Raw genomic sequence first — 26,165 nt, forward strand, 5'->3', positions numbered from 1 at the left:
AAATTTATGAATTTATCCTTTAAAACTCATCTAAAAAATACTTCTATTGTTCTAAGGACAGTATTATCCGCAGGAGCCCTTTACTCTTGTGCAACCTATAACGTACAAAAAGGCAAAAACTTATTTGAAGTAAAAGATTCTGATATAAAATCTGAAGCTGATTTTAAGCTTTTCCTGATCGGTGACGCCGGAAATGCAGATGAAGTTCAGGCACAGAAAACCCTGAATTTACTGAAAGGCAAGCTTGATTCTGCAGACAGCAAGTCTATGCTGATCTTTTTGGGTGATAATATTTACCCTAACGGAATGCCTAAAGAAACGGATAAAGACTATAATCTTGCCAAACAAAAACTCGAAAATCAGCTTTCTATCACCAAAAACTTCAAAGGAAAGACACTGGTGATCCCCGGAAACCACGACTGGTACAGCGGTGTGGACGGATTAAAAGCCCAGGAAACCCTGGTAAAGAATTATTTCAATGATAAAAAGCCCTTTTTACCTAAAAGCGGCTGCCCTATTGATGATATCAACATATCTCAGGATATTAAATTAATTGCCATTGATACGGAATGGGTGATCGCCAACTGGGATAATTACCCGGGAATCAATAAAAACTGTAATATAAAAACCCGTGAAGATTTTTTCACAGAGTTTAAAGACCTGGTCATCAAAAATCAAGGCAAAAGAATTATTGTGGCCCTGCATCACCCTATTATCAGCAGCGGAACTCATGCAGGATTTAACTCTGCAAAATCTCACCTTTATCCTCTTAAAAGTAAAATTCCTGTTCCTGTTGTGGCCAGTGTTATCAACATATTGAGGAGCTCGTCAGGGGCAAATCCTCAGGATATCAACAATCAGCATTATGCTGATCTTGCCAACCGGTTAAAAAGTATTGTTCAGGATAAAGAAAATATCATCTTTGTTTCAGGACATGATCATAATCTTCAATATCATGAAGATGGAAATATAAGACAGATCATCAGTGGTGCAGGTTCCAAAACTGATCCGTCTACGATTGTCGAAAAAACAGATTTCTCTTACGGCGGAAATGGTTTTGCTGTTTTAAATATCAGAAATGACCAGAGTACCGATGTTGAATTCTTTTCAACAAAAGATACCCAGCTTCAGAGGCTGGCCCAGATCTCTGTCATTTCAAAACCGGACGTATTTGTGAATAACTTTCCAAATTCTTTTCCGCCAGCCATATCTTCTACTATCTATCCGCTACAGCTTACCCAAAAAAGAAAATTTTACAGATGGCTTTGGGGAGATCACTACAGAAGATATTACGGAATCCCTGTTGAAGCTCCTACAGCCAACCTTTCGGAGCTTAATGGCGGCTTTATCCCTTTCAGAGAAGGAGGAGGAAACCAATCCAACAGCTTAAGATTAAAATCTTCAGACGGACAGGAATTTGTAATGCGCGGCATAAAAAAAAGTGCCATTCGTTTTCTCAACAATATGGCTTTTACCAAAAGTACATTTGGAGAAGAACTTACCGATACCTTTCCTGAAAAGTTCTTACTGGACTTTTATACCACGAATCATCCTTTCACTCCTTTTTCCGTTGGAAATATGGCCGATAAACTGGGAATTTTCCACAGCAATCCAAAATTATATTATATTCCTAAGCAACAGGCTTTAGGCAGGTACAATCAAAACTACGGTGATGAAATGTATATGATTGAAGAGCGTTTTTCTTCAGACCCCAAAACCTTAGCTTCACTGGATAATGCAAAAGATATTCTTTCTACTGATGACGTACTGAAAAACCTCATCAAAAACTATAAATATTCTGTTGATAAGGAATCCTATATGAGGGCCCGGATTTTTGATATGCTGATCGGAGATTGGGACCGCCATTCGGATCAATGGAAATGGGCTGAATATGAGAAAGGAGATCAAGTGGTTTACAAACCAATTCCCAAAGACCGGGATCAGGCTTTCAGTAAATATGACGGAGCTGCATTCAAACTTATTATGAATGTCCCGGCGATCCGTCATATGAAAACATTCACAGAAGATATCAGCAGTGTAAAATGGCTGAGTATGGAACCTTACCCAATGGATTTGGTCTTTTTAAAAGGATCTACTCAGGAAGAATGGGTAGCACAGGCAAAATACATCCAGGAACACCTTACCGATTCCGATATTGATGAAGCATTCAAAAATCTTCCCAAAGAAGTACAGGATGAAACCATTGCCGATATTCAGAAAAAACTGAAAATACGAAAAACCAAGTTACAGGATTATGCCTTCGACTATTATGATGTGCTTCAGAAAAAAGTTCCATTGGCAGGAACTATAAATCCTGATAAATTCGTCATTACAAAAAATGGAAAGTCTGTACTTGTACAACAATATGAACTCGGTAAAAACAAAGATAAAAATGAACTGGTTTTTGAAAAAAAATATGATGATTCAAAAACAAAAGAACTCTGGATCTATGGGCTCGAAGATGATGATATCTATGAAGTAACAGGAACCGGAAATCCAAAGATGAATATCAGACTGATTGGTGGATATAATCACGATGTATATAATGTTGCAGACGGAAGAAAAGTGAAAATTTATGATTTTAAATCACAGAGGAACACTTATAACAATGCCGGCAATGCCACAAAGAATATTTCTGATGATTATGACCTCAACAGCTACAATTATAAGCACCCGAAATACAATTCATTTGCAGGATACCCCAACTTTGATTACAACCCTGATGATGGAGTAATTGTTGGTGTTTTAGCAAATTATACCGTGAATAACTTTATTCGCGACCCTTATACTCAAAAACACAGTTTAAAAGCCAATTTCTATACTGCTACAGCGGGGTTCAGTCTTACTTATAAAGGGATTTTCAAACAGGCAATTAAAGGATGGGATTTCAATGTGGATGCTGCCTATACCACGCCAAGGTTCTCTCAGAATTTCTTCGGTTTATCCAATGAAAGCCCTTATGATAAAGAAAATACGGAGAGAGAATATAACAGAGCCCGGATTTCCAAATTCAATGTTGCTCCTTCCATCTCCAAAAAAAGCTGGATGAATCTCAATCATCAGATTCAGCTTACCTTTGAAGACAATAAAGTACAGGTAAAGGAAGGAAGATTCATTAACGAATCTCCCGATGTAAGGCCTGAAGTCTTCAGTAGCCAGCAGTTTGTAGGGGCCAATTATACATTCAGTTATAAAAATTCAGATAATGTTGCCTTCCCTACTCTTGGAATGGAGTTCATGCTTAATGCCGACTGGAAAGCAATTTTATCAAATTTTAACCGGAACTTCCTTACTCTGAAAGGTAAGCTGGCTATTGACCACAGAATTGATAAAAAAGGAAATTTTGTTTTTGCCAATTCCAGTCATGCCATGTGGATTAATAATGACAGCTTTGAGTTTTACCAGGCGGCAACTATTGGTGGAAACAATGGAATGAGAGCATTCAGAAATGAAAGATTTTCCGGTAGATCATACTTTATCAACAATTCAGAAATCCGATGGGATTTTGGAAGAATCAGAAATAATATTATTCCTGCCAATCTTGGAATTCTGGTAGGCTATGATATTGGGCGTGTATGGAATGATGGCGAATATTCAAGAAAATGGCATCAATCTGCTGGTGCTGGTATCTGGCTAAGTCTTGCAGAAATGATCTCCGCAAGGTTAAATTATTTCTATGGCTCAGATGGCGGAAGGATTTCAGCAGGCATTGGTATGAAATTTTAAATTAACAAAGTGAGTAAATAAAAAAAACTCAGGGTGACCTGAGTTTTTCTTTTATGTATATATGTTTGTATTACTTCTTAATGAATTTAATACTTTCAGAAACTGTACGATCTTGTATTGTAATAACATAAGTACCTTTCACTAAATCAGCTACACGGATCTGGCTATTTTCAATTTTACCTTTCTTAATAAGCTGTCCGACAGCATTATGAATTTCAAATTGCGCTTCTCCGGAAACAGATGAGATAGTAAGTATATCATTAACCGGATTAGGATATATTCCGAAATTATTTTTCTTATCCGTTTCCTTGGTTCCCAGCGTCTCTCTTGTTGTAAATGTTTTAGTTTCATAAACAAACTCACCATCTTTATGAAATACAACCTGCCCTGAGCTTGTAGATAAATCAACATAACCATTTGTTAAGCCATCCCCAAAATCATCGGAAATAGTAAATGCATAACAATCTTGAGGAAGCGTCCATGTTTGTGTAATAAGTGTTGGATTCGGCTGTCCCGGTTGTGTGTTAGAATAGTTTCCGGACTTAACAATCTGGCCAGCACTATTTCTCAGGTTCCATCTTGTCTCATTTCCATATCGGTCTCTCAATAATTTAAAAGTAAATGTAGTGGTACCAAAATACTCAGGTATTATAGGTTTCACATAATTACCGTTTGAGGTATTATTTGTACTTCTTTCATCTGTTGTTCCGTTGACTGAGACAATCGCTAATGAAACAGGAGAAGAAGCTACAGCTCCATCAACAGGAATATTGATAACGCTTGATTTATCCTGAGTTAAATTACCTGTCCAGTTATAATTTTGAACAGCACCACCATTGAATGAATAAGAAATAACAGCTGACGTTAAATTACTTGTCCCTCTATTATTAAGAATAAGACGTACTACTCCTTCCCCACAATTCACCACACCAATTGAACAGCCTCCGTCAAATTTGATCTCAGCATCATTAGCAAACAGAGGAATAGGCTGATCTCTATTAGATGTCTTCAGCTCTACCCTTCTTGGAGAGTTATCCATTACTGTTCTGATTCTTGTTTTCTGATCATTCGTATAAATGTTCATACAGGTATCATTGGTATAATCCATATAGTTCTGAACCATCTCATAGGCTGGTGGATTATCACAGCTGGCTATTGCAGCATTACATGTATAATTTGCAGTATGTGCTGTTGGAGTATCTGCACAATAGTCATTTCCACAGTTAGCATCTCCCCAGATATGTCGTAATCCTACAAAGTGTCCTACCTCATGAGTCATTGTTCTCCCTCTGTCATAGCCCGCCTGCATCAGAAATGTTCCATCATTGTAATCCATACTCCCAAAAGTAGAGAAACCTGCAACAACACCATCTGTATTGGCGAGCCCACCATTAGCAGCCATCCCCGGAAGTCCGGAATTAGATGGAAATTGAGCAAAGCCCAGTAAGCCACTGTCTGCAAAATTTACACTCCACATATTCATGTATTTTGTAGGATCCCATATTGTTGTAGGCTTTACCGTACTGTTAATAAAGTTTTCGTAACCATCTGCTGGGGATCCGTTAGCCCAGAACTCCCGGCAAAGATTTACCCTATCAATACCATTGGTGGGATTTCCGTTAGGATCTACCTTTGCAAGTACAAATTGTATTTCAGTATCTGCTCCTACAAGGCTGGCATTAAATCCCGGAGTTCCCGTCATTCGTCTAAAGTCGTTATTCATTACTGTAATCTGTGACATTACCTGGCTATCTGTAATATTGGGAGCAGTTCCTATATCCTGACCATTGTGAATAACATGTACTACAACCGGAATAGTAATGACATTCCCGTTCTGGGATCTATTCAATTTATTTTTTTCAATTAAAGGGGCCAGCCATTCTTCAAATTGTTCCGTTGTAAATCTCTCAGGAAACTGTTTCCTAAGACCTTCTTCATACGCAACAGTTCCACATCTTTCAATTCCCCGGGGATCCCTATTTCCTTCTGTAGAGCGTTTTGAAAATTTTGAACCTTCTTTATTCTGAGCATTGGTAAATACAGCTCCGGAAAATAATAGAGGTACCAAAAAAAATTTCGAAATAGTAGTTTTTCTCATATTCTTTTTTATATTTTAGCAAATATATAAACAAAAACAAAAAACCAAATAATAATAGATAAAAAAAACACCAAATACATAAAAATAATTCAATGAAAAAACATTTTATATTAATTAATTCCGTATTCATATTTTCAATTATAGGTTGTATTAATCAAAATAAAAGTGAAAACAACGGAAAAAATTCAACAATAAATACAAAACAAGGGAAAATTGAAAAAGTACAATTAATCGAACAAACAAGAGGAGTTAATGATAGTGTGACTTTCACAGCTACCTCTAAAATCTACACCTCCAATAATGCAGACCCAACCAATTCTTCTATCTCCCCCTCTGAATGGGCAAGCATTTCCAAACAGGCAGAAGCGCTTGATTTATCTGCAATATCCAAGCTTCAATCTCCCACAACAGGAAGATATTCTGACCGAGCTCTGGCCGCTACCATTATTATTACTTCGGGCGGTACAACCTATACCTCAGCAACTTTTGACTCGGGCCATCCACCAAAAGAATTAGAAGCTTTGTATAATGAAATTCAAAAACCTACCAGAAATCTTAAAAAGAAACCTGAATAAACCAATAAAAAAACCACAGATAATTTCTGTGGTTTACTATTTATAAATATTGATTTGTTTAAAAAGCAAGCTGATATACATTTCCACCTTCTTCTTTAGCTTTTTCATCAGCAATAATTAATGTTTTGTCATTAAGGAAAACAATCGCTTCTTTCTGCGAATTGTGGTCTAATGGTATTTTCTGAATTTTGGCAGAACTGAAATCATCTGCTGTAAACCCACTGAGAACATGAATGTTTTTATGGGTAAGCAGTACAATCTTATCTTTCGTACTGTTGATGGTTGCAGAAGTAATAGCAGCATCATTATACCCTCCGTCAAGCTTTAATCTCCCTATTAATTTAGCTTCAAAATCTCCTTCTTTATTAGGAACCTGAAAAACAAGGAAAGTTCCGTCAAAACCTTTGCTTCTGTTTTTGGTAAAAAGATAGAAGTTACCATCCATCTCTACAAAAGCCTCACAGTCATACAATAAGTTAGATTTTTTTGGAGGAAATTCAGTCTGTCCCTGATAATGAAATTTTGTGGTTTGAATCACCTTGGTTGTTGCCTGAGTGGCATCTTTCAAATCTGTCTTCAAAATAGCAAGGTCCTGTCTGCTATTATCATTATTTCCAAAATTTCCGATGTAAATATTTCCTTGTGTATCTGAGATAATATCTTCCCAGTCTGTATTTTCAGCATTTTCAACCGGAATAGTGGCCAGCAATTCACCTTTATCATTAAGCCCATATACAGCATTTTTATTTCCACGGTCTTCTATGACCCAGGCTGTCTTTTTATCCTGAGACAAGGTAATTCCGGAAACCTCCTTTAGCTTTTTAGGTAAGGTATACTGTACTTGTAATTTATCATCATTAGTGGGTTGATTCTGTGCCTTAGGATTACAGCTCAGTAAAAGTGAAACAGGTAAAATAAGAAATCGTATCATATGTATTTTTTTTAACTTAAATTAAGAAGCATTAATCGTTCCAAATACGACTTTATGAAAGAAGCTTTGCTTTTTCCCATAAAATATCCATTTCTTCCAGGGACATATCAGCAAGTTTTAAACCTTGCTCATTGGCAAGTACTTCCATCTTTTGAAATCTTGAAATAAACTTCAGGTTTGTTCTTTCTAATGCAGAATCAGGATTAATTCCTGAAATCCTCGCATAATTGATCAATGAGAAAAACACATCTCCCAGCTCCTGTTCTTTTTTAACAGGATCCGTTTCCTCATGGAATTCCTGGATCTCCTCATCTACCTTTGCCCAGGCATCTTCTGCATTATGAAACTCAAACCCAATCCCTTTTACCTTATCCTGAATCCGGTACGCCTTTACCATACTTGGAAGGCTTTTCGGCACTCCTCCCAGGATAGAGGTATTACCTTCTTTCAATTTCAACTTCTCCCAGTTCTGCTTTACCTCTTCTTCATCCTTCACTTCAGTATCACCATAAATATGGGGATGGCGGAAAATCAACTTTTCATTGAGAGAATTGATAACATCTGCTATATCAAAGCTTCCTTTTTCAGATCCTATTTTAGAATAGAAAACCAGATGAAGCAATACATCTCCCAGTTCTTTTTTTATTTCCTGTAAATCTTCCTGAAGTATGGCATCTGAAAGCTCATAGGTCTCCTCAAGAGTCAGGTGGCGAAGCGACTCTAAAGTCTGCTTTTGATCCCATGGGCATTTTTCACGCAGATCATCCATAATATCCAGTAGTCTTCCGAAAGCTTCCAGCTTTTCCTGTTTCGTATTCATAGTAATGGGAAATTCAAAATTATACAAATGTAAGGGTTATTTTGACTTTAGCGCAAGCCTTGGAGTTGAAAGTTGAGAGTTGAGAGTTAAGAGTTGAAAGTATGAAGCAGGAATTGTGAATCGTCAATCTGCTGCGCTTATCAATTTTCACAGATCTGATACAACCAATCACTATTCACTGGCAAAGAAAAATTCAATCTCTGACTTAAAACGGCATTGCAAATTGTGAATCGTAAATCCGGCTGCACTTATCAATTTTCACAGATCTGGTACAGCCAATCACTATTCACTGGCAAAGAAAAATTCAATCTCTGACTTAAAACGGCATTGCAAATTGTGAATGATCAATCCGCTGTGCTTGTCAATTTTTTGCAGATAAAAAATTCACTATTCACCAGCAAAGAAAAATTCAATCTCTGACTTAAAACGGCATTGCAAATTGTGAATGATCAATCCGCTGTGCTTGTCAATTTTTACAGATCTGGTACAACCAATCACTATTCACTTGCAAAGAAAAATTCACTTTAACTTAAAGTTGTATTTCAACCTTCAATATCTGAAATCTAGCATCTCGGCTCTTAACTTTTAACTCTCAACTCTTAACTCTCAACTCTTAACTTTCAACTTTCAACTCCAATCCTTGCCTCCCCCTCTTATCCCCACAAAACAAAAAACCTTGTTAAGAAAGTTCTCAACAAGGTTGTATTGTAAAATCCGGTGACCGGATTATCCTTTTTTAGTGTGTGTACTTTTCGGAGCTGACTTTGCAGCTGAAGTAGCCTTTACTTTAGGAGCAGCAGGCTTTTCTGCTTTAGGCGCCGCTTTTTTAGTTTCTTTTTCAATGCTTACTTCTTCTGCAGGCTCACCTTCCAAAGTTTCAGGTTCTGCTTTTACAAAACTTTCAGGAGTGATATATCCAGCTTTGTGAAGAATATTATACCATTGAGCCAATTTCTTGATATCAGATGCATATACTCTTTCTGTATCATAATTAGGAAGAGAAGCCAACATAAAATCTTTCAGTTCAGCATCAGAAGCTTTGTGAGAAATAGTTTCTTTATAATCATTGTTTTTAGCAACATTTTCAAAAACTTCGAACAAAGGAACTTCTTTATCAAATGTAAACATTGCAATATTATCCAATAAGCTTACCTGGCTAGAGTTACCAATGCTTACTTTTTTCTTGTTGGTAACATCTTCAATAATAAACCCGTTTCTTAATTGAGAAACTAATTTGAAAAGTCCTGGTTTTCCAGAAATTGAAATTATTTTTTCTAACAGCATAATTTTATTTTTTGTAAATTCTGCAATCAGCTTTCAGCTTTTTGCCTTTTATTATTCTTTTTTTAATCCTTGTTTACATTATTTTGGAAATCTCATTTTGTAGCCGATGCTTACATCACCCTGAGAAATCTTTGTCAGTTTTCCTTTTACCAGTTTCTTCTTCAGTGCACTCAGATGGTCGGTAAATAAAACCCCTTCAATATGATCGTATTCATGTTGAATTACGCGGGCTCTAATATCGGAAAAAGTTTCTGTATGTTTTACAAAATTTTCGTCATAATATTCAATGACGATAGTTTCTTTTCTTTTCACATCTTCTCTTACATCCGGAATAGACAGACAGCCTTCATTAAACTTCCATTCTTCACCCGATTCTTCAAGAATTCTGGCATTAATGAAAACTTTCTTAAATTCTGCCAGCTCATCTTTGATATCTTCATAATCCTCATCATCTGCAAGGGGGGTCACATCTATTATAAACAGACGGATATCCAATCCTATCTGAGGTGCAGCAAGACCAATGCCATTTGCGCTGTACATCGTTTCGAACATATTATCCAGTAATTCCTGTAATTCAGGATAATCTTTATCTATATCTTTTCCTACTTTTCTCAAAACAGGATCCCCAAAAGCTCTTATCGGTAAAATCATCTTAATCTTTGTTCTAAAAAATTCTGCAATATGATGGTTGCACTTACTTTATCTATTAATCCCTTTTCCTGTCTCTTTTTTTTGCTCTTTCCACTTTGGGAAATAAAAAACGAGGCCATTTTGGAAGTAAATCTTTCATCCAAACGGTGGACTGCAATATCCGAAAATTCTTTTTTAAATTCTTCAATGAATTTTAAAATATCAGTTTCCACTTCTGAAATATTCCCTTTCAAATCTGTGGGAAGGCCAACTACTACTTCATCTACCTTATTTTCGCTGAAATATTTTTTTAAAAATTCCATCAGAAAACGGGTCTCCACAGTATCCAGCCCACTGGCTATAATCTGCATATCATCTGTTGCAGCAATGCCACAACGTGCCTTTCCATAGTCTATCGCAAGGATTTGTCCCATAATTTTGCAAATTTAGTAAAATTTAATGATTTTATTCATAACGCAGTTTTTTTATATAAATCATGTTTTATTCCATTATTTTTTTTATAATTTTAATCCTCCAAAAAACAAATATATGAAGAAACTCATCCTCGTAAGACATGCAAAAAGCGACTGGCCGGAAGAAACGGAGGATTTTGACAGACCTTTAGCAGATAAAGGTTTAGAAGACGCTATGAACATGTCCCGGTTCCTGAAAAGTCATCAAATTTCTATTGACCATTTTATTTCAAGCCCGGCCGTCCGTGCGCTGAATACATGCAAAATTTTTAACCAAACCTATCAGCTTAATTTTTCTACTGATGAAAAACTCTATAATCCTTCGGAAAGAAATTTTGAGTCTGTAATTTATGATCTGGATGACAACCTTAGCTCGGTTGCCTTTTTCTCCCATAATAACGGAATCTCGAATTTTGCCAATTCTATCTCTGAAGATATTTTTCATTTTCCGACCTGTGGTGTCGCAGGTTTTGAAGTAGACTGCACTTCATGGTCTGAATTTGACGGAGCCCAAAAGAAACTTCTATTCTTTTATGAGCCGGGGAAAATTTAGCTTCATTTCAATAATTCTTTATTCAGTATGGTAATAAAAAACGGCTGCTTAAGTTAAAAACTTTTTTTGAAAAACATCATCCTAATTCAGAGCTTTCAAAAGCTGAACAGGGCTTAAACCTGTTTCAGTAAACCAGTATATCTTTTGCAGACTACATATTTCCCTTCACTGGTGGGGTGGCAAAAAATTTATTTTTGACAGGGTGGTTAAACTTCAGCCAAAAAAACTATCCGTTGTATACAAAAAAACGGGCTAAAGCCCGTTCTGTTGAATATTTTTGCAATTATGCCACTTATTTTCTCTTCAGATCAAGATCATCAAAATCAAAACTGAAATCTGTAACATCGGAAATAGCTTTTAATTTCGCTGACTGTGCTTTTCCATTCTCATCATAGCTGAAAATAATAAAAGCATCCGCATCATAGCTTCTGTCATCCCATTTTATAATGAAAGAATTGTTGGAATACGGAAGCAGCTCGCCTTTCAATCTTGGAGAATTTTTGCATGATATCCTGTAGGTATTTCCTTGTTGAGTAATGTCTACATCTCCAAACCAGATGTCATGATAAGTTCCGGTAAACTGTTCTGCTTTTGGTTGAAGTCCTTTATCTTTCTTAAAAGTTTCAGATTTTACATAAGCTTCTTTCTTTTGCTTATCATATTCTGCATTTATCTTAGACATTCTCTCACCATATGTTTTCAGCCAGTTTCTGTCTGCCACCCCCAGATAAGAATCTTTCACTGTATTGGTAATGGTGTTGAAGGCAGCTCCTGATTGCTGGTTAGTTAAGACCACAATTCCAAGTTTCAGATCAGGAATCAGGGTAAATTGTGTCACCGTACCAATAAGCCCGCCGGTATGCTGAACCTGCTTATAGCCTTTAACATCGCTTAAAAACCATCCCAACCCATATCCGTAGAAGCTGGTATCATATGGATTTTTTGCAGCTACTCTATCAGGGATCTGTAAACTCCAAAGTTGCTGAACATTTTTATCAGACACTAATTTTTTACCGTCTTTCGTTGTAAAATTATTCAAAAGACATTCTGCCCATGTGGTCATGTCTTTGATATTACTCATAATTCCTCCTGCTGCATTGCCAGTTTCATTCCAGTCATGGGGAACAGCAATTGCTTTTCCATCTACAGGGGCATGTGCATCAATTTTATTGGAGATAGCTTTTGCCCTGTTGTAGCTTCCAAAACTCGATGTCATCCCTACCGGCTTCATAATTCTCTGCTCAATAAATTCGGCCCAGCTTAATCCGGAAACTCTGTGGATAACTTCTCCGGCAACAATGAACATGATATTATTATAATCTAATTTCGTTCTGAAAGCGTTTTCAGGCTTCAGATATCTTACATTGTGAACAATATCGTTAACGGTCAGGTTTCCTCCTTCCGGAAAAAACATCAGATCTCCCTGCCCCAACCCTAATCCGGCTCTATGGGTAATCAGATCCTTTATGGTTATATTTTGAGAAACGTATGGATCGTACATTTGGAATTCAGGAATATATTGAGAAACTTTATCATCCCAGTTCAGCTTTCCTTCATCTGTCAAAATAGCCAATGCTACGCAGGTAAACCCTTTGGAGTTGGAAGCTATACCCACCAGAGTATTATCATCCATGGGTTGTTTTGTGGTAAGAGAACGTAGTCCGAAACCTTTTGAATAGGTTACTTTTCCATCTTTTACAATACCTACTGACATTCCCGGAACATCGAAGGTTTTTAATGTATTCTGGATTAATTCATCCAGTTTTTTTTCTTCAACCTGGGCAAAGGAAATCAAAGAAAAAAGAATAAAGAACAAAGAGAAATTATGCTTCATTATTACAAATTTTCTGTGAAGATAAGAAATTTGGGGTATGCCACTTACATTTACTTATCTAACAAAAAAAGAAACTTATCAAATTTCCTTTTTTGTACAAATCTAATTTTGAGTCAGATTATTTCCATGATCATAGTAATTAAAATCCTTAATATGAAGATGTCCATTATTTCCCCATAATGATATGGGTGGGTATGTGTCCCATTCTGTAAATTTAAAATCATCCCTGAAAGCATTTCCCATCATATTTAAATAATGCTCGTGATTGGTATATTGTACCTCTTGATCATAATATCTGAAATCTATGACAATATTATGTGTAGCTCCTTGATACACTCTGCTAAAGCTGTTGCCTATCAAATTTATTGTGCCTCCGGTATAAGGAACGTAAAACAAATCAACTCCATTTACTGTACCCTCAAAATAGCAGTTAATTAAGTTTAAAGAATTTTTGCCATTTTTACCGATATATGAGCAGACGAGAACATCTCCAAAATTACCTTCAAAATCACAAGTGTCAAATTTTACATTATGCGCGCCTTCCAAGTGAACTCCTAAAGTTTCATTAGAATTAAATACACAGTTCACAAAATTTAATAGATTAGGGTTTGTGACATTGTTATCCGGATTAGGATCTTTACCGATATCAGCTTTAAAAGCTTCTTTACAATAATCTATTTTTAAATTTTTAAAATAAGATACACAACAGTCAATTAATGTAAATCCTCTTGTAAATCTGAAAATGTGTATTTCCTCAATATTTAATAGAATTAATTTTTCAATTTTTATAGCTGTTCCACCAGTTGCAGTAGTTGTATCGGCCCTTTTTATTGAAAAATATTTGGCATTAAATCCACTAATATGATCAGGATTACTTCCTTTTATATCAAAAACAACATGTCCATCATCGCCTTCATCATAAATCTGAGTCAAATTTATTCCTCGTCCTATTAATTCAAATTTCCGATCTTTACCGTTGCTATTTCCATCATTATTATTAGTTGTAAAATCAATAGTTATTGTTTTTGATACTTTTATTTTGCCCGCCGGCAACGTAATATTCCACCCTACTCTAACTCCAAAATTTACAGCTTTCTGTAAAGCATCGGAATCATCAGTAATATAATCAGCTTTTACACCAAATCTTTTCGCCGATATTTCTGAGCCCACCAGAATACTGGTATCCACATAATATTCACCATTTCTTTTTCTATAAATAATTCCATCCACTTTAGAATCGTCCATTAAATAATTATTAATCCAATGAGTAATCTTTTTAAAATTTACATTTTCGTGGGTGTAGCTATCAACTAACTGTACTAAATCATCATTTTGATAAGTACTTCCGGCTGTAAAAAAATCTTCTGTATAAATCATATTTTTTAATTTTGTTTCATAAATATAGGATACATCAGCGCCAAAACTTGACGCATTAAAAAAATAGATATCTTATAGTTGCAAAGAAGTTTTTTTTGCGCATAATTCTTTATTAATTTTGCAGAAATAAAATATATCCCCCTTTCTGAATGACAAAAATTCTTCTTCTTTCCGACTCCCATTCTTATATTGATGACCGAATCTTAGAATATGCATCCCAGGCAGATGAAGTCTGGCATTGTGGTGACTTTGGAAGCATGGATGTTATAGAACAGCTGGAAAAGATAAAACCACTAAAAGGGGTTTACGGGAATATAGACAACGCTCAGATCCGTTCTGAATTTCCGGAAGTAAACCGTTTTCTTTGTGAAAAACTGGAAGTTTTGATGATCCATATTGGCGGTTATCCCGGAAAATACACTCCCTTAACAAGGAATGAAATAACCAACAAGCCACCGAAACTGTTTATCTCAGGGCATTCTCATATTTTAAAAGCCATGTATGATGAAAAGAACAGTCTTTTACACCTCAATCCGGGAGCTTGTGGTAAGCAGGGCTGGCACAAGATGAGAACCATGATGCGGTTTGTAGTGGATGGAGAAGAAATAAAGGACCTTGAAGTTATTGAATTGGGCCCGAGAGTATAAGGAGTTTGAGAGTATGAGGGTTTGAGGGTTTGAGAATAAAGGGGCTTGCCTTCAATACATTTTACTTTTTACCTTTGTACAAATTAGTGGATCCAGACAAGTCTTAAAAAATTATGAAGATTGGTGATAAAGTTTCTGTAGTGGATGAAGATTTAAGCGGAGTGGTAACTTCCGTGAAGGGAAATATTGTGGTATTTAAAGATGAATACGGCTTTACTCATCAATATCCAAAAGAAAAACTGGTTCCCAAAGATGCTGATCTTTATGAAAATATAAGAATCATACGAAAAGCAGAACCTAAAAAGATCATTTCGAAGAAACATCAGAAAAATCATTTGGTTGTGGACCTTCATTTTCATAATTTAGTAAAGAATCCCAGTGATTATGACAGTTTTGAAAGGCTGTTCATTCAAAAGGAGAAATTAATAAACGTCTTGGCATTCTGCAGGAAAAACAATTTGAAAAGGCTTGAAATTGTTCATGGTATCGGGGACGGCACTTTACAGAGGATGGTACGGGATGTTTTGGAAAGCCAGGTGAATATTGATTTTTATAATAAGGAAATACTTCACCACCAATCGGGTGCGGTAATGGTAGAATTTCACTAAATTTGCAGCAATTGAAATATGAACGTACTTAATTTACTTTTTACCAAAGACGGATTGATCTACCAGATTGTGAAGAATAAAAGCATCCTGGAGGAAAAATCTTATTTCGTTACAGAAGAAACACCAGCCAATCTTATTGAAGAAAAGCTTGATGATATTCTTATCAAACAACGTTTTGATGAAATCCAGATCATTTCTGCCCTGAATCATTTTACTCTGATGCCGGAAGGATTTTCAGAACATGAAGCCGGATTTGACCTGATAGCCTTCAATGCTCCGGCTGACAGGAACAAAGAAGAACTGATGCTTTCGATCAATAAAAAATTCAATATCCAGTTTTACTATACTTTTCCCAAACATTATTACAAAAAAATAAAAGAGCTGGCTGTTCCGGTACATTTTAATTTTTCCGGAGAGAAGTTTTTAAGTTCTCTCAACAATAAAAATAACAAGGAAATTCACATCAATCTTTATCATAATCAATGTGAGTTTTTTGCTATCGATCAAAAAAAGGTAATCCTGTACAATAACCTGGATGTCAATTCAGAGGTTGATTTCCTTTACTTTATTATGTTTACGCTAAGCAAATTAGGTTTTGGAATCAATGATACGAACTTTTTCGCTTATGGAGAAACAACGGAAAATGAAACATTTATTTCCGAACTTCAAAAATTTGTCAGAAATCTAAAGATTGTTTTTGACAATGTTCCTAACAAGAATTTTATACTTAATTAGATTACAGCCAGGTATATCAGAAATTTATATATGCTTCTATAATCTACCACATAAACCCTAAAAAATATGTTCAGAATAATATCCGGAAAATGGAAAGCTAAAAAAATTGCCGCTCCAAAGAACTTCGATGTAAGACCCACTACGGATTTTGCGAAGGAAGCTTTATTCAGTATTCTGGAAAACAAATATGATATGCAGTCCATTTCCGTCCTTGATTTATTTGCGGGAATAGGTTCCATTTCATTAGAATACGCTTCCAGAGGATGCAAGAATGTTACATCTGTAGAAATGAACCCCAAACATACAGGCTTCATTAATTCTACAGCATCTGAATTGGATATGTCACTTCAGATCAATGTACAGAGAGATGATGTGTTCGACTGGCTTAAAAAGTTCAGAAATAAAAAATCTTTTGAAATTGTTTTTTCAGACGCCCCATTCGAAATGGAGGAGAAAAAATATTATGAACTGATTTCTTTAGTATTAAATAATAAATACTTAAAAGCAAATGGAGTTCTTATTGTAGAGCATCAAAGCAGAATGAAACTTGAACATCCCAATCTGACAGATACCAGAAAATACGGAAATGTAAGCTTCAGTTTTTTTGAGCCTAATAAAGAAAATGATAATCAGGAAATTTAATTCCTGATTATTTTTTTTGATATCTCAGGTGCGTTTTTTCCCCATTTTGTAATTGCTTCCAAAACAGGCAGCAGGGTCCTCCCAAAATCAGTTAAGGTATATTCTACCATTAAAGGTGGCTTTTCCGTGAATACTTTTCTGTCAATAATTCCATCTTCCTCCATCTGTTTAAGCTGAAGGCTCAGTGTTCTTTCTGTAATGGTCGGAATTTCTTTTCTAATTTCATTATACCTTTTGGCACCCTGAATCAAGTGGTGCAAGATGACTGCCTTCCATTTCCCTCCTATAAATCTCATTGTTACACTTGTGCAACAAGGATATGATTTGTTATCTACTGTATACATTTTATACTATCCTTTTTTACCGTTATTGCAAAGTTAATAAACTTAAATTAATTTTGTAACTATAAAAATGATAGTATAAATTATGAGTTTTTTAGAGAAAATGAAAACAAGGTATACTGTAAAAAAGTATAACCCACAGGGCCATATCAGTGAAGAAAAAATTAATGAATTGAAAGAAATTCTAAATCTGAGCCCATCTTCAATCAACAGCCAGCCATGGAATTTTATTTTTGTTAATAATAATTCTAAAGTGAAAGATCAGCTAGCGGAAGCTTCTTACTGGAATAAAGAAAAAATTGTACAAAGCAGTCACTTGATTGTCTTCCAATCTCTTAAGAATTCAGAAGATTTTGAAAAACAGATTGAAGGAGTTTTGCCTGAAGGGTCCGTGAATTATTATAAAAATTTTATAAAACCTAAAGGAGAAGACGGAATCAGGTCATGGCTAAAGCATCAGGTTTATTTATCTTTGGGAGTCTTTCTTTCTGCCTGTGCTGATATGGGAATAGATTCTACTCCTATGGAAGGAATTGAACCGGAGCGCTACGATGATATTCTGAAAAATGAAAAGTATGAAACGCTTTTTGCCGTAGCAATCGGTGAAAGAGATGAAGCAGATACCAATCAGCCAAAGTTCAATCCAAAAACAAGACTAAAGACCGGAAAAGTGATTGTAGAAGCATGATTTGGAAAGCTTTAAACTTTGTATTTCCCAATACTTTTACTTATCTGTATGATACAAGAAAAAAGTCTGCCTCTATATGAAGCAGACTTTCAATTTATAGTACTTTCAATTCCAAATCAATGGTTTTTCCGAAAAACTTCTTAGAAATTTTTTCAAAATTCTTAGTAAGATCCGAAAGGTAAAAATGATAATTCGGTTTGGGATTATGATCATTCAGAAGATGATATTTATCCAGGATAATTTTAAGATGGTTGGCAACGATATTCGGAGAGTCAATAACACGGACCCTGTTTCCATAATACTGCTTGATCTCATCAATTAAAAGTGGATAATGGGTACATCCTAAAATTAATGTTTCAATATTTTTCAGCTTATTGTTACTAAGATAATTGTAAATAATAGCATGGGTAATCGGATGATTCTTAAATCCTTCTTCAATAGCAGGAACCAGTAATGGGGTTGCCAATTCATCTACCTTGATCCATTTATTCTGTTTTCGGATGCTCTTTTTATACAATCCCGAATTTACAGTAGCTTTAGTAGCAATTACTCCAACGTTGTTATGGATTTCGTAAGCTACTTTTTCAGCAACAGGATTAATAACATCTATCACTGGAACTTTACCTGCCACAGACTGCATTACTTCGTTCAAAGCATTTGCTGTAGCCGTGTTACAGGCAATGACTATGGCCTTGCAATTCTGTTCCATCAGAAAATTGGTGATCTTTGTAGAATATTCAATAATGGCTTCCTTAGATTTTTCTCCGTAAGGAAGGTGCTTGGTATCCCCAAAATAGATCAGATCTTCGTGAGGAAGAAGCCTTTTAATCTCTTTAGCTACGGTAAGTCCTCCCACCCCACTATCAAAAATACCGATAGGCTGGCTGGGCGAAAGATGCGAATAATCTTGTTTTTTAGTTTTCAAATTGTGAACTGAAATTTTATACAAAAATAGTGAATAATCTGTTACTTATTTAAGATTACTAACTGAAAAATCTTTCGGATACCTTACTTTATAACTTACTCTAAATTTCTTGGTTTCCGACGGAGAGATTTTAACATTCCAACTCAAGAAACCTTTCTCTTTATCAAAATCTGCATTATCACTCTGAAGAAGCTCAATTTTGATCGATTCATCTTTACTTAATGGGATCTGATCTTTTATATCAATATTGATCACTTCCTTTTTATTATTGCGTACAATAAGATCATAGGTGAATGTTTTCTCCTGATAGGAAGAAAAGAATTTCTCATTGCCTTTATCATTCACCATTTCCTTTCGTATGCTTATTCTTTTGTCATCACCAAGAGTAATGCTCATTTTATCTTCCGTCTGATTGGGATTTATTCTAGTTTCCCCAACATACATATTTTCAAAGATCACATTAGCAGAACCGGAAATCAGATCGTATGTATTAAAATCTTTAATATCAGCTACCAGATAAGCGGTAGTATTATACTTCGGTACTGTATAATATTTATAATCTGCAGGAATTTTTATTTGCTTTAAATTGATGAAATGATCTTCATTATTAGACAAAATATCATACGGAATATCAACATCGAAGCTTATATTCAATTGGTTATCATTGATTTTAAATCCTCCATACCCTGTCACTACCACTTCTTCAATTTCCCGGGTTCTAGCAGTATCTTTCCCGCGGGAATAAGCCTGAGTAGGTCTTTCCTCATTTTTGTAAGAATTCAGAAACCATGGATTCATTACCGGAGCATTATTATTTCTTGACGATCTTGCATTGATCAGGGAAAGTTTTACTCCTTTCCAGTCAAGTCCGGTATCCTGTCTTAATTTTGCTTTAAAAATCACATCCAAAGGCTCTGTTAATTTATTGCCCTTTACTTCGTAAAACGGTTCCCAGGAAACATTTTCAACCAGATATCCCAAATCCATTTTTACATTCCCGGCTACGCTGCTTGCAACTTTTAAAACAAGGACACCGTCAGAAAATGTCTCTTCAGATTCTGTATTGGCTTTCAGCCTGTTTTTAAGCTTTGCAAGTTTTGATGCAGCTTCCGTATATTTTTTATTGATATCAAGCTGGGCAATACTAATCTCATTCCTTTTGGTTTTATAATATTCCGTCAATTGCATGAGCTGCGCTACGCTGGAGGTATTGCTTCCTACTAATAGAGCCTGATTTTTATCTAACAGCTCAAGGGTCTTTTCATTCGTCTGACGCTCGATATTGATTTTCGTGCTAAAATTTTCTAAAATGACTATGCTGTCTTTAATTCTCTTCCCGCTTGGGTTATTATTTTCAAAATAATTGGAGCTGTAATCATCTCTGTACTGTACAGAAAGAATTGAAATATTCTTGTTGTTGGTATTAATCTGTATTGATTTCTCTACAATTTCATCTGAAACATTGGTAATCACAACTTCAGAATTACCGGAAGGAAGGGAAATATTTACCAGATTTTGTAACTCAGCAGAAGTTCTGTATACATTTACTGCATGCACTTTCGCTTTAGTAAAAATTGGTTTTTGAGAAAAGTATAAAGCATTTGAAAAAAGGAAAAAGAGTAATAAGCTTCTTCTCATGGTTTTAGTTTATTTAAAGTCTGGCTTCAAATATACACTAATAAACATTATACCAGAAATAAATCCGAAGCAATACCATCTGCCATAAACCAATGCTTTTCAGGAATTTTCAGGTGATCTTTTTCAATAATTAAAATGCCTTCTTCTAACTTAGGTTTTACCTCCGCCTGAAAATGATCCATTATCTTATCGGAGAACTTATTTTTTAAACTCGTAAGGTCTACACCCCAAATGGTTCTCAGGCCAATCATAATCATCTCATTAAACTGGTCTTCCTGAGAGAGCAATTCTTCCTCTTTGGCAAGGTCTTTAACTGCCAGTTTTTTAATATACTGTAGATTGTTGGCAACATTCCAGCTTCTGACATCAAATCCGTTATAGGAATGTGCTGATGGACCTATTCCAAGATATTCCTGATATTTCCAGTATGCTGAATTGTGTCTTGAATAAAATCCCGGTTTTGCAAAATTGGAAACTTCATAATGTTCAAATCCATGATCCTTAAGAAAATCTGAGAGATAGTAGAACTCTCTGTTTTGCTCTTCTTCCTTCGGACTGATCACTTTTCCTTTTGATATCCAGTTTTCCAGCGCCGTTTTAGGTTCCACAGTTAAAGCATAAGACGAAATATGAGGAACTTCTAGTTCAATTGTTTTATTCAGATTTTCCTTCCAGATTTCGAGATTCGAAGTAGGTGAACCATAAATTAAGTCAATGCTTAGATTTTCAAAACCAAAATCCTGAGCCCTTTTAATAGAGCTTTCTGCTTCCGAAGCACTGTGAGCGCGGTTCATCAGTCTCAGGTCTTCTTCAAAAAAGCTCTGTGTTCCAATAGATAAACGATTCACAGGAGTTCCTGCCAGCTGCTTTAAAAACTGCTGATCCAGATCATCAGGATTAGCTTCCAGCGTAATTTCGATGTCTTTATCAAAACTGAAATATCGTAAAGCTTCATCAATTAAAGAATGGATCTCATCAACTGAAAGAATGGAAGGTGTTCCGCCACCAAAATATAAAGATCGTAAGGTTTTGTTCTGTAATTCATCTTTCCGAAGCATCATTTCCGTTTTCATAGCATGAAGCATTTCATCCTTAAAGTTCAGGGATGTTGAAAAATGAAAATTACAATAGCTGCATTTTTGCTTACAGAATGGGATGTGAATATATATCATAAAAAAAGCTCTGAAAAAATTCAGAGCTCAAATTTATTTAAATTAAATTGATTAATATCTAAATCCTCTAACATTAATAAAGTTATCGAAGTTATAACCAAGGCCAAGCATAAAGCTATTTCCTCCAGTTTTCTGAATATCAGACATTCCCAGATTATAAGTGGCACCGATCATAAACTTGTTGAATCTTACTTTTACAATTGGAGAGATACTCAAATCCTGACTGTCGAATCTGTTCTGAACAGTTCTGTAGCTTACCCCAAAAGAAAATGCATTAATCTCATTAGAGAATGTGGCCATTAAATTCCAGTCAATCATTCTTGTTGAGTTGGTATTTAAGTTGATTAACGCGGAAGGTGCAATTGAAATATTATCAGCAATATTCCAGTTGTATCCTAAGTTTAAAAAGAATTTAATAGGTGATGGTTCATACCCGTTTACAATAGACTGATCATTACTTAAAGCAATATCATTAACGGAAACTCCCCCGAAAAGTCCTCTGTACGTAGCAGCCAAACCGAAGTTTGCATACACCATAAAAAGGTTACTCTCTTCTCCTCTCAATAATGGGTCATTAGCTTCTTCAGTATTAATTTTTGAATAATCAAAATTCATGTTATAGAAGTTAACACTTGTACCGAAAGAGAATTGATCCTTTCTATCTCCTTCGCTGCTTAGCGGAATAAAATAGGAAGCACCCGCTGTAATACCTCCGGCAGAAATAGGCCCATTGCTATCTCTAAAAACAGAAATACCCGCACCCACTCTATCAAAAATATTCGCATTAATCCCGATTGATTGTACATTCGGAGAGTTGTTGAATTTTGAAAATTGTTGTTGATAATTAGCGTTGAGCTGTACGTAGTCTGTTTTTCCGTATTGAGCTGGGTTGAATAGGAACTCACCATCCATAAGATATTGCTGATAGTAGGGTAGTGTTTCCTGTGCTTTGTATGCATTTGACAAAAGAGCTAAACATACGATAGCATATAGTTTTCTCATAACAAATCTTGATTTCAATTCAACAAATATAAAAAAAATCTCAATATATTTTTAGTTTTCTAAATAATTTCTCCATTTTTTTACGGCATCCACCATATCTTTGGGCATTGGGCTCTCAAAATATAATTCCTTTTTTGTGGTTGGGTGTATAAATCCCAGGGTATGCGCATGAAGTGCATGTCTGGGCAGAATTTCAAAAACATTTTTTATAAACTGCTTATACTTAGGCAGGTTCACTCCTCGTAAAGGTGTATGGCCTTCATATCTTTCGTCATTAAACAAGGTATGGCCAATATGTTTGAAATGGGCCCGGATCTGATGCGTTCTTCCGGTCTCAAGTTTACATTCTACCCAGGTCATATACCTGAACCTCTCCAATACCTTGTAGTGCGTAACGGCATGCTTTCCCTGGCTTCCGTCTTCATAAACGGACATCTGCATTCTATTTTTGGGATGTCTTCCGATATGCCCTCTTATTGTCCCCTCATCTTCCTGAAGATTTCCCCATACAAAAGCCCAGTAAAGCCTTTTAGTAGTTCTGTTGAAAAACTGTTTCGCTAAAAAGCTTAATGCATATTCGGTTTTGGCAATTACCAATAATCCTGAAGTATCCTTATCAATTCTATGTACAAGCCCTACCCTGTCCAGATCAGATTTTTCACCATTCTTTTCAAAGTGAAAGGCCAATGCATTAACCAGTGTGCCATCCCAATTTCCAAATCCCGGATGGACAACCATTCCCGGTTCTTTATCAACAACCACTAAATCATCATCCTCATATACTATATTAATAGGAATATCCTGTGGGATAATAACATTTTCTCTTGGAGGACGCGTCAGTAAAACTGAAATCTGATCCCCAGGCTTTACCCTGTAATTCTGTTTTACAGGATTTCCGTTTACCACGACATTCCCTGCCCTGCAGGTTTGGGAAATTTTATTTCTTGAAGAATTCTGCCTGTGTATTAACAGGAATTTATCTATTCTTAATGGCTCCTGTCCGTTGTCAACAGTGAGATTAAGATGTTCATACAATCCTTTATTTTCTTCATCAATATCGATATTTTCAATACTGTTGGAATCTAATAATTCTTCATCTAAAAAACCTTCGTTATCTTCTGACATTGTTTTATATTTTTTACACAAAAGGCCTCAACATTTTGCAGTTGAAGCCTGTATTTATTTACACTAGTTTGATATTATTCTACGACTACTTTTTTAGCCTTTGGCTTTTGAGCAGGTTGCTGCCCTGTATTTGTAGAAGCAGCAGGCTTAGCTGTGCTTCCTGTTGCCTGGCTGCCGGCAGAGGTTTTAGGTTTCTCTGCTCCGGAAGCTGTTGACTTAGGAGCCATAGTCTGGGTTTTAGGAGTTTCTGTTTTTACAGGTTCAGGTTTTGGCGTTTCTCTTTTGGGAACCGGTGCCGGAGCTACCGGAGGATCAAAACTTGGTTCATTATGAACTTCCTCATATCGTACCGGTGGCAAAGAAGTATCTACTTTCATACGGTAAATAGAATTCAGCTGTTCCACTTTAGCCCTAAGCTCAGCCGGAGTTCGCTTACTTGCCCATAAATCGATCTGCATGCCCTGGTCACGAACATCTCCTGCAGCAGGATCCTGATAATAAATGATATCAGATTCATCATTGCTGCCATCTTCATGCTCTACCAATCCTACTTCAAACATTCCCTTTGTAATGACCGCTCTTGCTTCTTTTACAGAAAGTCCCACTACATTAGGAATAGAAATATTTCTCATAGGACCTGTTCCTACTACAACATCTATGACAGAGAATCTAGGTAAACGTGTTCCCGGATTAACGGCATTACCTTTATATAATATTCTGAGAAGAGCATCTTTCTGAATACTTGGTTCAAAGATCGTATCTCCTATTTTAAGACCCACCTGATCCAGTCTCTGGAAGGCCAGTCCGGAATATTTATTAATAACATCAGGCACAGCAATCTGAGCCCATGTTCTTGGATTAACTCTCAAACGTACCGTTCTTCCGTCTTTTACACGGGAGCCTGGTGCCGGATAAATCTGAAGAACCTGGAAAGGTCTGTATTTAGGATCATAATTGGCACTGTCCACTTCATATTCAAGACCGGTATCATCTAATATTTTAATAGCATCATGCACTGATTTATTAACAACATTAGGAACAGGAATTTCCTGTCCATGGTTTGTATGATATTCCAACCAACGAAATGTGAGCCATACCAGACCCACAAAAATGCCGATGGCTATTACTAAATTAAGTAAAACTTTCCAATTGAAAAGTGATTTAAGCATATTTAAAAATACTTTTATTACAACCGCAAATATAACTAATAATTTTAGAATGTGCTTTTTATTTAACAATTCATTTTTGATTTTAAAATTTCCAGTTTTCCCATATTGCATTGCATAAAATGATTAAATTTGCCTTAATTGATACTATATGGTTATGAACAAAAAAAGCGTTGCCGTAGTAATGGGAGGCTATTCTGATGAATATGTGGTTTCCTTAAAAAGCGGACAGTTGATTTATGATTCTTTAGACAGAAATCTATATGATGTATATAAAGTAGTCATTCTAAAAGATGAATGGTACTTTTTAGGAGAAAATGATAAAAAATACGACATCAGTAAGGGAGATTTTTCTGTAGTTTTAGATAATGGTGAAAAATTAAAATTTGATGTCTGCTTCAATACTATCCATGGAACTCCTGGTGAAAATGGAATTCTACAGGCATATTGGGATGCAATAGACCAGCGGTATACGGGTTGCGATTTTTATCAGAGTGCTCTTACCTTCAATAAAAAAGATACCCTTGCTGTATTGTCAAAATATGGAATTCCTTCTGCCAAAAGTGTATATTTAAGAAAAGGAGAACACATTAATGTTGATAAGATTATAGAAGAATTAGGTCTTCCGGTTTTTGTGAAGCCTAATCAGTCCGGATCATCTCTGGGAATTTCAAAAGTAAAAGAAAAGTCAGAATTGATTGCTGCTACAGAAATAGCTTTCAAAGAAGATGATGAAATTCTTATTGAAAGTTTCCTGGATGGAATGGAAGTTTCTGTAGGGGTTATAGATTTTAAAGGAGAAACCATAGTACTGGGAATTACTGAAATTGTACCTACCAATGAGTTTTTCGATTATGAAGCAAAATATGAAGGAGCTTCAGAAGAAATTACTCCGGCAAGAATTGATGCGGAAACCACAAAGAGAGTGGAAGAAATAGCAAAAAGAGCTTACAATTCATTAGGAATGAGCGGATTTTCAAGAAGCGAATATATTTTAATGGATGGAATTCCCTACATGCTTGAAATGAATACCAACCCGGGATTCTCTCCTGCAAGTATTCTTCCCCAACAGGCAAAGCATTACGGAATTTCCCTTTTGGATCTTTGCGGAAATGAAGTTGAAAAAGCTTTACATAAAAGAAAATAGATCATAAAAGAAGTTGAAAAATTAGAGG

At 35.6% G+C, this 26,165-nt stretch carries 24 protein-coding genes; 9 read left to right on the forward strand and 15 right to left on the reverse strand.

Going from position 1 to position 26,165, the window contains the following annotated elements; all coding sequences use genetic code 11:
* Positions 1-6 precede the first annotated feature (6 nt).
* Positions 7-3,726 carry a BamA/TamA family outer membrane protein gene (locus LQV47_RS18000; protein WP_230039895.1) on the forward strand — a complete coding sequence of 1,240 codons (3,720 nt, stop codon included), beginning with the start codon at positions 7-9 and terminating at the stop codon, positions 3,724-3,726.
* Positions 3,727-3,796: 70 nt separating this feature from the next.
* Here LQV47_RS18000 and LQV47_RS18005 read toward each other — a convergent pair whose 3' ends face one another.
* Positions 3,797-5,824 carry a M43 family zinc metalloprotease gene (locus tag LQV47_RS18005; protein ID WP_230039903.1) on the reverse strand — a complete coding sequence of 676 codons (2,028 nt, stop codon included), beginning with the start codon at positions 5,822-5,824 and terminating at the stop codon, positions 3,797-3,799.
* Positions 5,825-5,916: 92 nt separating this feature from the next.
* On the opposite strand from LQV47_RS18005, the gene LQV47_RS18010 reads away from it, so the two are divergent.
* The gene (locus LQV47_RS18010) at positions 5,917-6,399 is read left to right on the forward strand and encodes a hypothetical protein (protein ID WP_230039905.1); all 483 of its coding nucleotides are present in this window, start codon (positions 5,917-5,919) and stop codon (positions 6,397-6,399) included.
* Between the two features lie 58 nt (positions 6,400-6,457).
* On the opposite strand, the gene LQV47_RS18015 is transcribed toward LQV47_RS18010, so the two are convergent.
* From LQV47_RS18015 to ruvX, 5 genes are all read right to left on the reverse strand, one after another.
* Entirely contained in the window at positions 6,458-7,330 is an 873-nt protein-coding gene (locus LQV47_RS18015) for a hypothetical protein (RefSeq protein WP_230039907.1), read from the reverse strand.
* A gap of 52 nt (positions 7,331-7,382) precedes the next feature.
* Positions 7,383-8,150 (reverse strand): nucleoside triphosphate pyrophosphohydrolase, encoded by a 768-nt coding sequence (gene mazG / locus LQV47_RS18020; RefSeq protein ID WP_230039916.1) that lies wholly within the window; start codon positions 8,148-8,150, stop codon positions 7,383-7,385.
* Positions 8,151-8,876: 726 nt separating this feature from the next.
* Positions 8,877-9,434: a DUF5606 domain-containing protein gene (locus tag LQV47_RS18025; protein ID WP_230039918.1), complete on the reverse strand. Its 558-nt coding sequence runs from the start codon at positions 9,432-9,434 to the stop codon at positions 8,877-8,879.
* Between the two features lie 78 nt (positions 9,435-9,512).
* Positions 9,513-10,085 (reverse strand): peptide deformylase, encoded by a 573-nt coding sequence (def, locus tag LQV47_RS18030; RefSeq protein ID WP_230039919.1) that lies wholly within the window; start codon positions 10,083-10,085, stop codon positions 9,513-9,515.
* The gene (gene ruvX / locus LQV47_RS18035; protein ID WP_230039930.1) at positions 10,082-10,498 is read right to left on the reverse strand and encodes a Holliday junction resolvase RuvX; all 417 of its coding nucleotides are present in this window, start codon (positions 10,496-10,498) and stop codon (positions 10,082-10,084) included. Before ruvX ends, def begins: the two co-directional genes overlap by 4 nt.
* A 115-nt stretch (positions 10,499-10,613) precedes the next feature.
* On the opposite strand from ruvX, the gene LQV47_RS18040 reads away from it, so the two are divergent.
* Positions 10,614-11,090: a histidine phosphatase family protein gene (locus LQV47_RS18040; RefSeq protein ID WP_230039932.1), complete on the forward strand. Its 477-nt coding sequence runs from the start codon at positions 10,614-10,616 to the stop codon at positions 11,088-11,090.
* A 292-nt stretch (positions 11,091-11,382) separates the two neighbouring features.
* On the opposite strand, the gene LQV47_RS18045 is transcribed toward LQV47_RS18040, so the two are convergent.
* Both LQV47_RS18045 and LQV47_RS18050 read right to left on the reverse strand, forming a co-directional pair.
* Positions 11,383-12,924 (reverse strand): serine hydrolase, encoded by a 1,542-nt coding sequence (locus LQV47_RS18045; RefSeq protein WP_230039935.1) that lies wholly within the window; start codon positions 12,922-12,924, stop codon positions 11,383-11,385.
* A gap of 102 nt (positions 12,925-13,026) precedes the next feature.
* Positions 13,027-14,301, reverse strand: a complete 1,275-nt coding sequence (locus LQV47_RS18050; protein ID WP_230039937.1) for a hypothetical protein — start codon at positions 14,299-14,301, stop codon at positions 13,027-13,029.
* Positions 14,302-14,450: 149 nt separating this feature from the next.
* On the opposite strand from LQV47_RS18050, the gene LQV47_RS18055 reads away from it, so the two are divergent.
* From LQV47_RS18055 to rsmD, 4 genes are all read left to right on the forward strand, one after another.
* Complete coding sequence (locus LQV47_RS18055) at positions 14,451-14,948, forward strand: metallophosphoesterase family protein (protein WP_230039940.1); 498 nt, start codon at positions 14,451-14,453, stop codon at positions 14,946-14,948.
* A gap of 113 nt (positions 14,949-15,061) precedes the next feature.
* A complete protein-coding gene (locus tag LQV47_RS18060) occupies positions 15,062-15,556 on the forward strand; it encodes a Smr/MutS family protein (protein ID WP_230039941.1) in 495 nt (164 codons plus the stop codon).
* A gap of 18 nt (positions 15,557-15,574) precedes the next feature.
* Positions 15,575-16,291, forward strand: coding sequence for a DUF3822 family protein (locus LQV47_RS18065; RefSeq protein WP_230039944.1), 717 nt, complete (start codon positions 15,575-15,577; stop codon positions 16,289-16,291).
* Positions 16,292-16,357: 66 nt separating this feature from the next.
* Positions 16,358-16,933 carry a 16S rRNA (guanine(966)-N(2))-methyltransferase RsmD gene (gene rsmD / locus LQV47_RS18070; RefSeq protein WP_230039953.1) on the forward strand — a complete coding sequence of 192 codons (576 nt, stop codon included), beginning with the start codon at positions 16,358-16,360 and terminating at the stop codon, positions 16,931-16,933.
* On the opposite strand, the gene LQV47_RS18075 is transcribed toward rsmD, so the two are convergent.
* Positions 16,930-17,277, reverse strand: coding sequence for a helix-turn-helix domain-containing protein (locus LQV47_RS18075; RefSeq protein ID WP_230039955.1), 348 nt, complete (start codon positions 17,275-17,277; stop codon positions 16,930-16,932). The two genes, rsmD and LQV47_RS18075, sit on opposite strands and share 4 nt — an antisense overlap.
* Before the next feature lie 82 nt (positions 17,278-17,359).
* On the opposite strand from LQV47_RS18075, the gene LQV47_RS18080 reads away from it, so the two are divergent.
* Positions 17,360-17,962: a nitroreductase family protein gene (locus tag LQV47_RS18080; RefSeq protein ID WP_230039966.1), complete on the forward strand. Its 603-nt coding sequence runs from the start codon at positions 17,360-17,362 to the stop codon at positions 17,960-17,962.
* A 94-nt stretch (positions 17,963-18,056) separates the two neighbouring features.
* Here LQV47_RS18080 and murI read toward each other — a convergent pair whose 3' ends face one another.
* From murI to LQV47_RS18110, 6 genes are all read right to left on the reverse strand, one after another.
* Positions 18,057-18,887, reverse strand: coding sequence for a glutamate racemase (gene murI / locus LQV47_RS18085; protein WP_230039969.1), 831 nt, complete (start codon positions 18,885-18,887; stop codon positions 18,057-18,059).
* Positions 18,888-18,932: 45 nt separating this feature from the next.
* Positions 18,933-20,525 carry a DUF4139 domain-containing protein gene (locus LQV47_RS18090; RefSeq protein ID WP_230039971.1) on the reverse strand — a complete coding sequence of 531 codons (1,593 nt, stop codon included), beginning with the start codon at positions 20,523-20,525 and terminating at the stop codon, positions 18,933-18,935.
* A gap of 47 nt (positions 20,526-20,572) precedes the next feature.
* On the reverse strand, positions 20,573-21,697 hold the full coding sequence (gene hemW / locus LQV47_RS18095) for a radical SAM family heme chaperone HemW (protein ID WP_230039983.1): 1,125 nt from the start codon (positions 21,695-21,697) through the stop codon (positions 20,573-20,575).
* 51 nt (positions 21,698-21,748) lie between these two features.
* The gene (locus tag LQV47_RS18100; protein WP_230039993.1) at positions 21,749-22,699 is read right to left on the reverse strand and encodes a PorP/SprF family type IX secretion system membrane protein; all 951 of its coding nucleotides are present in this window, start codon (positions 22,697-22,699) and stop codon (positions 21,749-21,751) included.
* Between the two features lie 51 nt (positions 22,700-22,750).
* The gene (locus tag LQV47_RS18105; protein ID WP_230039995.1) at positions 22,751-23,824 is read right to left on the reverse strand and encodes an RluA family pseudouridine synthase; all 1,074 of its coding nucleotides are present in this window, start codon (positions 23,822-23,824) and stop codon (positions 22,751-22,753) included.
* A 74-nt stretch (positions 23,825-23,898) separates the two neighbouring features.
* The gene (locus LQV47_RS18110) at positions 23,899-24,993 is read right to left on the reverse strand and encodes a PASTA domain-containing protein (RefSeq protein ID WP_230039997.1); all 1,095 of its coding nucleotides are present in this window, start codon (positions 24,991-24,993) and stop codon (positions 23,899-23,901) included.
* 154 nt (positions 24,994-25,147) lie between these two features.
* Between LQV47_RS18110 and LQV47_RS18115 the strand changes: the two genes are divergently transcribed.
* Positions 25,148-26,137 (forward strand): D-alanine--D-alanine ligase, encoded by a 990-nt coding sequence (locus tag LQV47_RS18115; protein WP_230039999.1) that lies wholly within the window; start codon positions 25,148-25,150, stop codon positions 26,135-26,137.
* Positions 26,138-26,165: the final 28 nt, after the last annotated feature.

The organism is Chryseobacterium sp. Bi04 (assembly GCF_918698085.1).
In the GTDB taxonomy this organism is placed as follows: Bacteria; Bacteroidota; Bacteroidia; order Flavobacteriales; family Weeksellaceae; genus Chryseobacterium.

What these genes read in the sequence shown, in the direction of transcription:
- LQV47_RS18050 (WP_230039937.1), bottom strand. Translation starts at nt 14,301, where the DNA reads ATGATTTATACAGAAGATTTTTTTACAGCCGGAAGTACTTATCAAAAT.
- LQV47_RS18005 (WP_230039903.1), bottom strand. Translation starts at nt 5,824, where the DNA reads ATGAGAAAAACTACTATTTCGAAATTTTTTTTGGTACCTCTATTATTT.
- LQV47_RS18090 (WP_230039971.1), bottom strand. Translation starts at nt 20,525, where the DNA reads ATGAGAAGAAGCTTATTACTCTTTTTCCTTTTTTCAAATGCTTTATAC.
- LQV47_RS18000 (WP_230039895.1), top strand. Translation starts at nt 7, where the DNA reads ATGAATTTATCCTTTAAAACTCATCTAAAAAATACTTCTATTGTTCTA.
- def (WP_230039919.1), bottom strand. Translation starts at nt 10,085, where the DNA reads ATGATTTTACCGATAAGAGCTTTTGGGGATCCTGTTTTGAGAAAAGTA.
- LQV47_RS18115 (WP_230039999.1), top strand. Translation starts at nt 25,148, where the DNA reads ATGAACAAAAAAAGCGTTGCCGTAGTAATGGGAGGCTATTCTGATGAA.
- ruvX (WP_230039930.1), bottom strand. Translation starts at nt 10,498, where the DNA reads ATGGGACAAATCCTTGCGATAGACTATGGAAAGGCACGTTGTGGCATT.
- mazG (WP_230039916.1), bottom strand. Translation starts at nt 8,150, where the DNA reads ATGAATACGAAACAGGAAAAGCTGGAAGCTTTCGGAAGACTACTGGAT.
- LQV47_RS18065 (WP_230039944.1), top strand. Translation starts at nt 15,575, where the DNA reads ATGAACGTACTTAATTTACTTTTTACCAAAGACGGATTGATCTACCAG.
- LQV47_RS18075 (WP_230039955.1), bottom strand. Translation starts at nt 17,277, where the DNA reads ATGTATACAGTAGATAACAAATCATATCCTTGTTGCACAAGTGTAACA.
- LQV47_RS18045 (WP_230039935.1), bottom strand. Translation starts at nt 12,924, where the DNA reads ATGAAGCATAATTTCTCTTTGTTCTTTATTCTTTTTTCTTTGATTTCC.
- LQV47_RS18055 (WP_230039940.1), top strand. Translation starts at nt 14,451, where the DNA reads ATGACAAAAATTCTTCTTCTTTCCGACTCCCATTCTTATATTGATGAC.
- rsmD (WP_230039953.1), top strand. Translation starts at nt 16,358, where the DNA reads ATGTTCAGAATAATATCCGGAAAATGGAAAGCTAAAAAAATTGCCGCT.
- LQV47_RS18040 (WP_230039932.1), top strand. Translation starts at nt 10,614, where the DNA reads ATGAAGAAACTCATCCTCGTAAGACATGCAAAAAGCGACTGGCCGGAA.
- LQV47_RS18100 (WP_230039993.1), bottom strand. Translation starts at nt 22,699, where the DNA reads ATGAGAAAACTATATGCTATCGTATGTTTAGCTCTTTTGTCAAATGCA.
- LQV47_RS18110 (WP_230039997.1), bottom strand. Translation starts at nt 24,993, where the DNA reads ATGCTTAAATCACTTTTCAATTGGAAAGTTTTACTTAATTTAGTAATA.
- LQV47_RS18010 (WP_230039905.1), top strand. Translation starts at nt 5,917, where the DNA reads ATGAAAAAACATTTTATATTAATTAATTCCGTATTCATATTTTCAATT.
- LQV47_RS18015 (WP_230039907.1), bottom strand. Translation starts at nt 7,330, where the DNA reads ATGATACGATTTCTTATTTTACCTGTTTCACTTTTACTGAGCTGTAAT.
- LQV47_RS18105 (WP_230039995.1), bottom strand. Translation starts at nt 23,824, where the DNA reads ATGTCAGAAGATAACGAAGGTTTTTTAGATGAAGAATTATTAGATTCC.
- LQV47_RS18025 (WP_230039918.1), bottom strand. Translation starts at nt 9,434, where the DNA reads ATGCTGTTAGAAAAAATAATTTCAATTTCTGGAAAACCAGGACTTTTC.
- LQV47_RS18060 (WP_230039941.1), top strand. Translation starts at nt 15,062, where the DNA reads ATGAAGATTGGTGATAAAGTTTCTGTAGTGGATGAAGATTTAAGCGGA.
- hemW (WP_230039983.1), bottom strand. Translation starts at nt 21,697, where the DNA reads ATGATATATATTCACATCCCATTCTGTAAGCAAAAATGCAGCTATTGT.
- LQV47_RS18080 (WP_230039966.1), top strand. Translation starts at nt 17,360, where the DNA reads ATGAGTTTTTTAGAGAAAATGAAAACAAGGTATACTGTAAAAAAGTAT.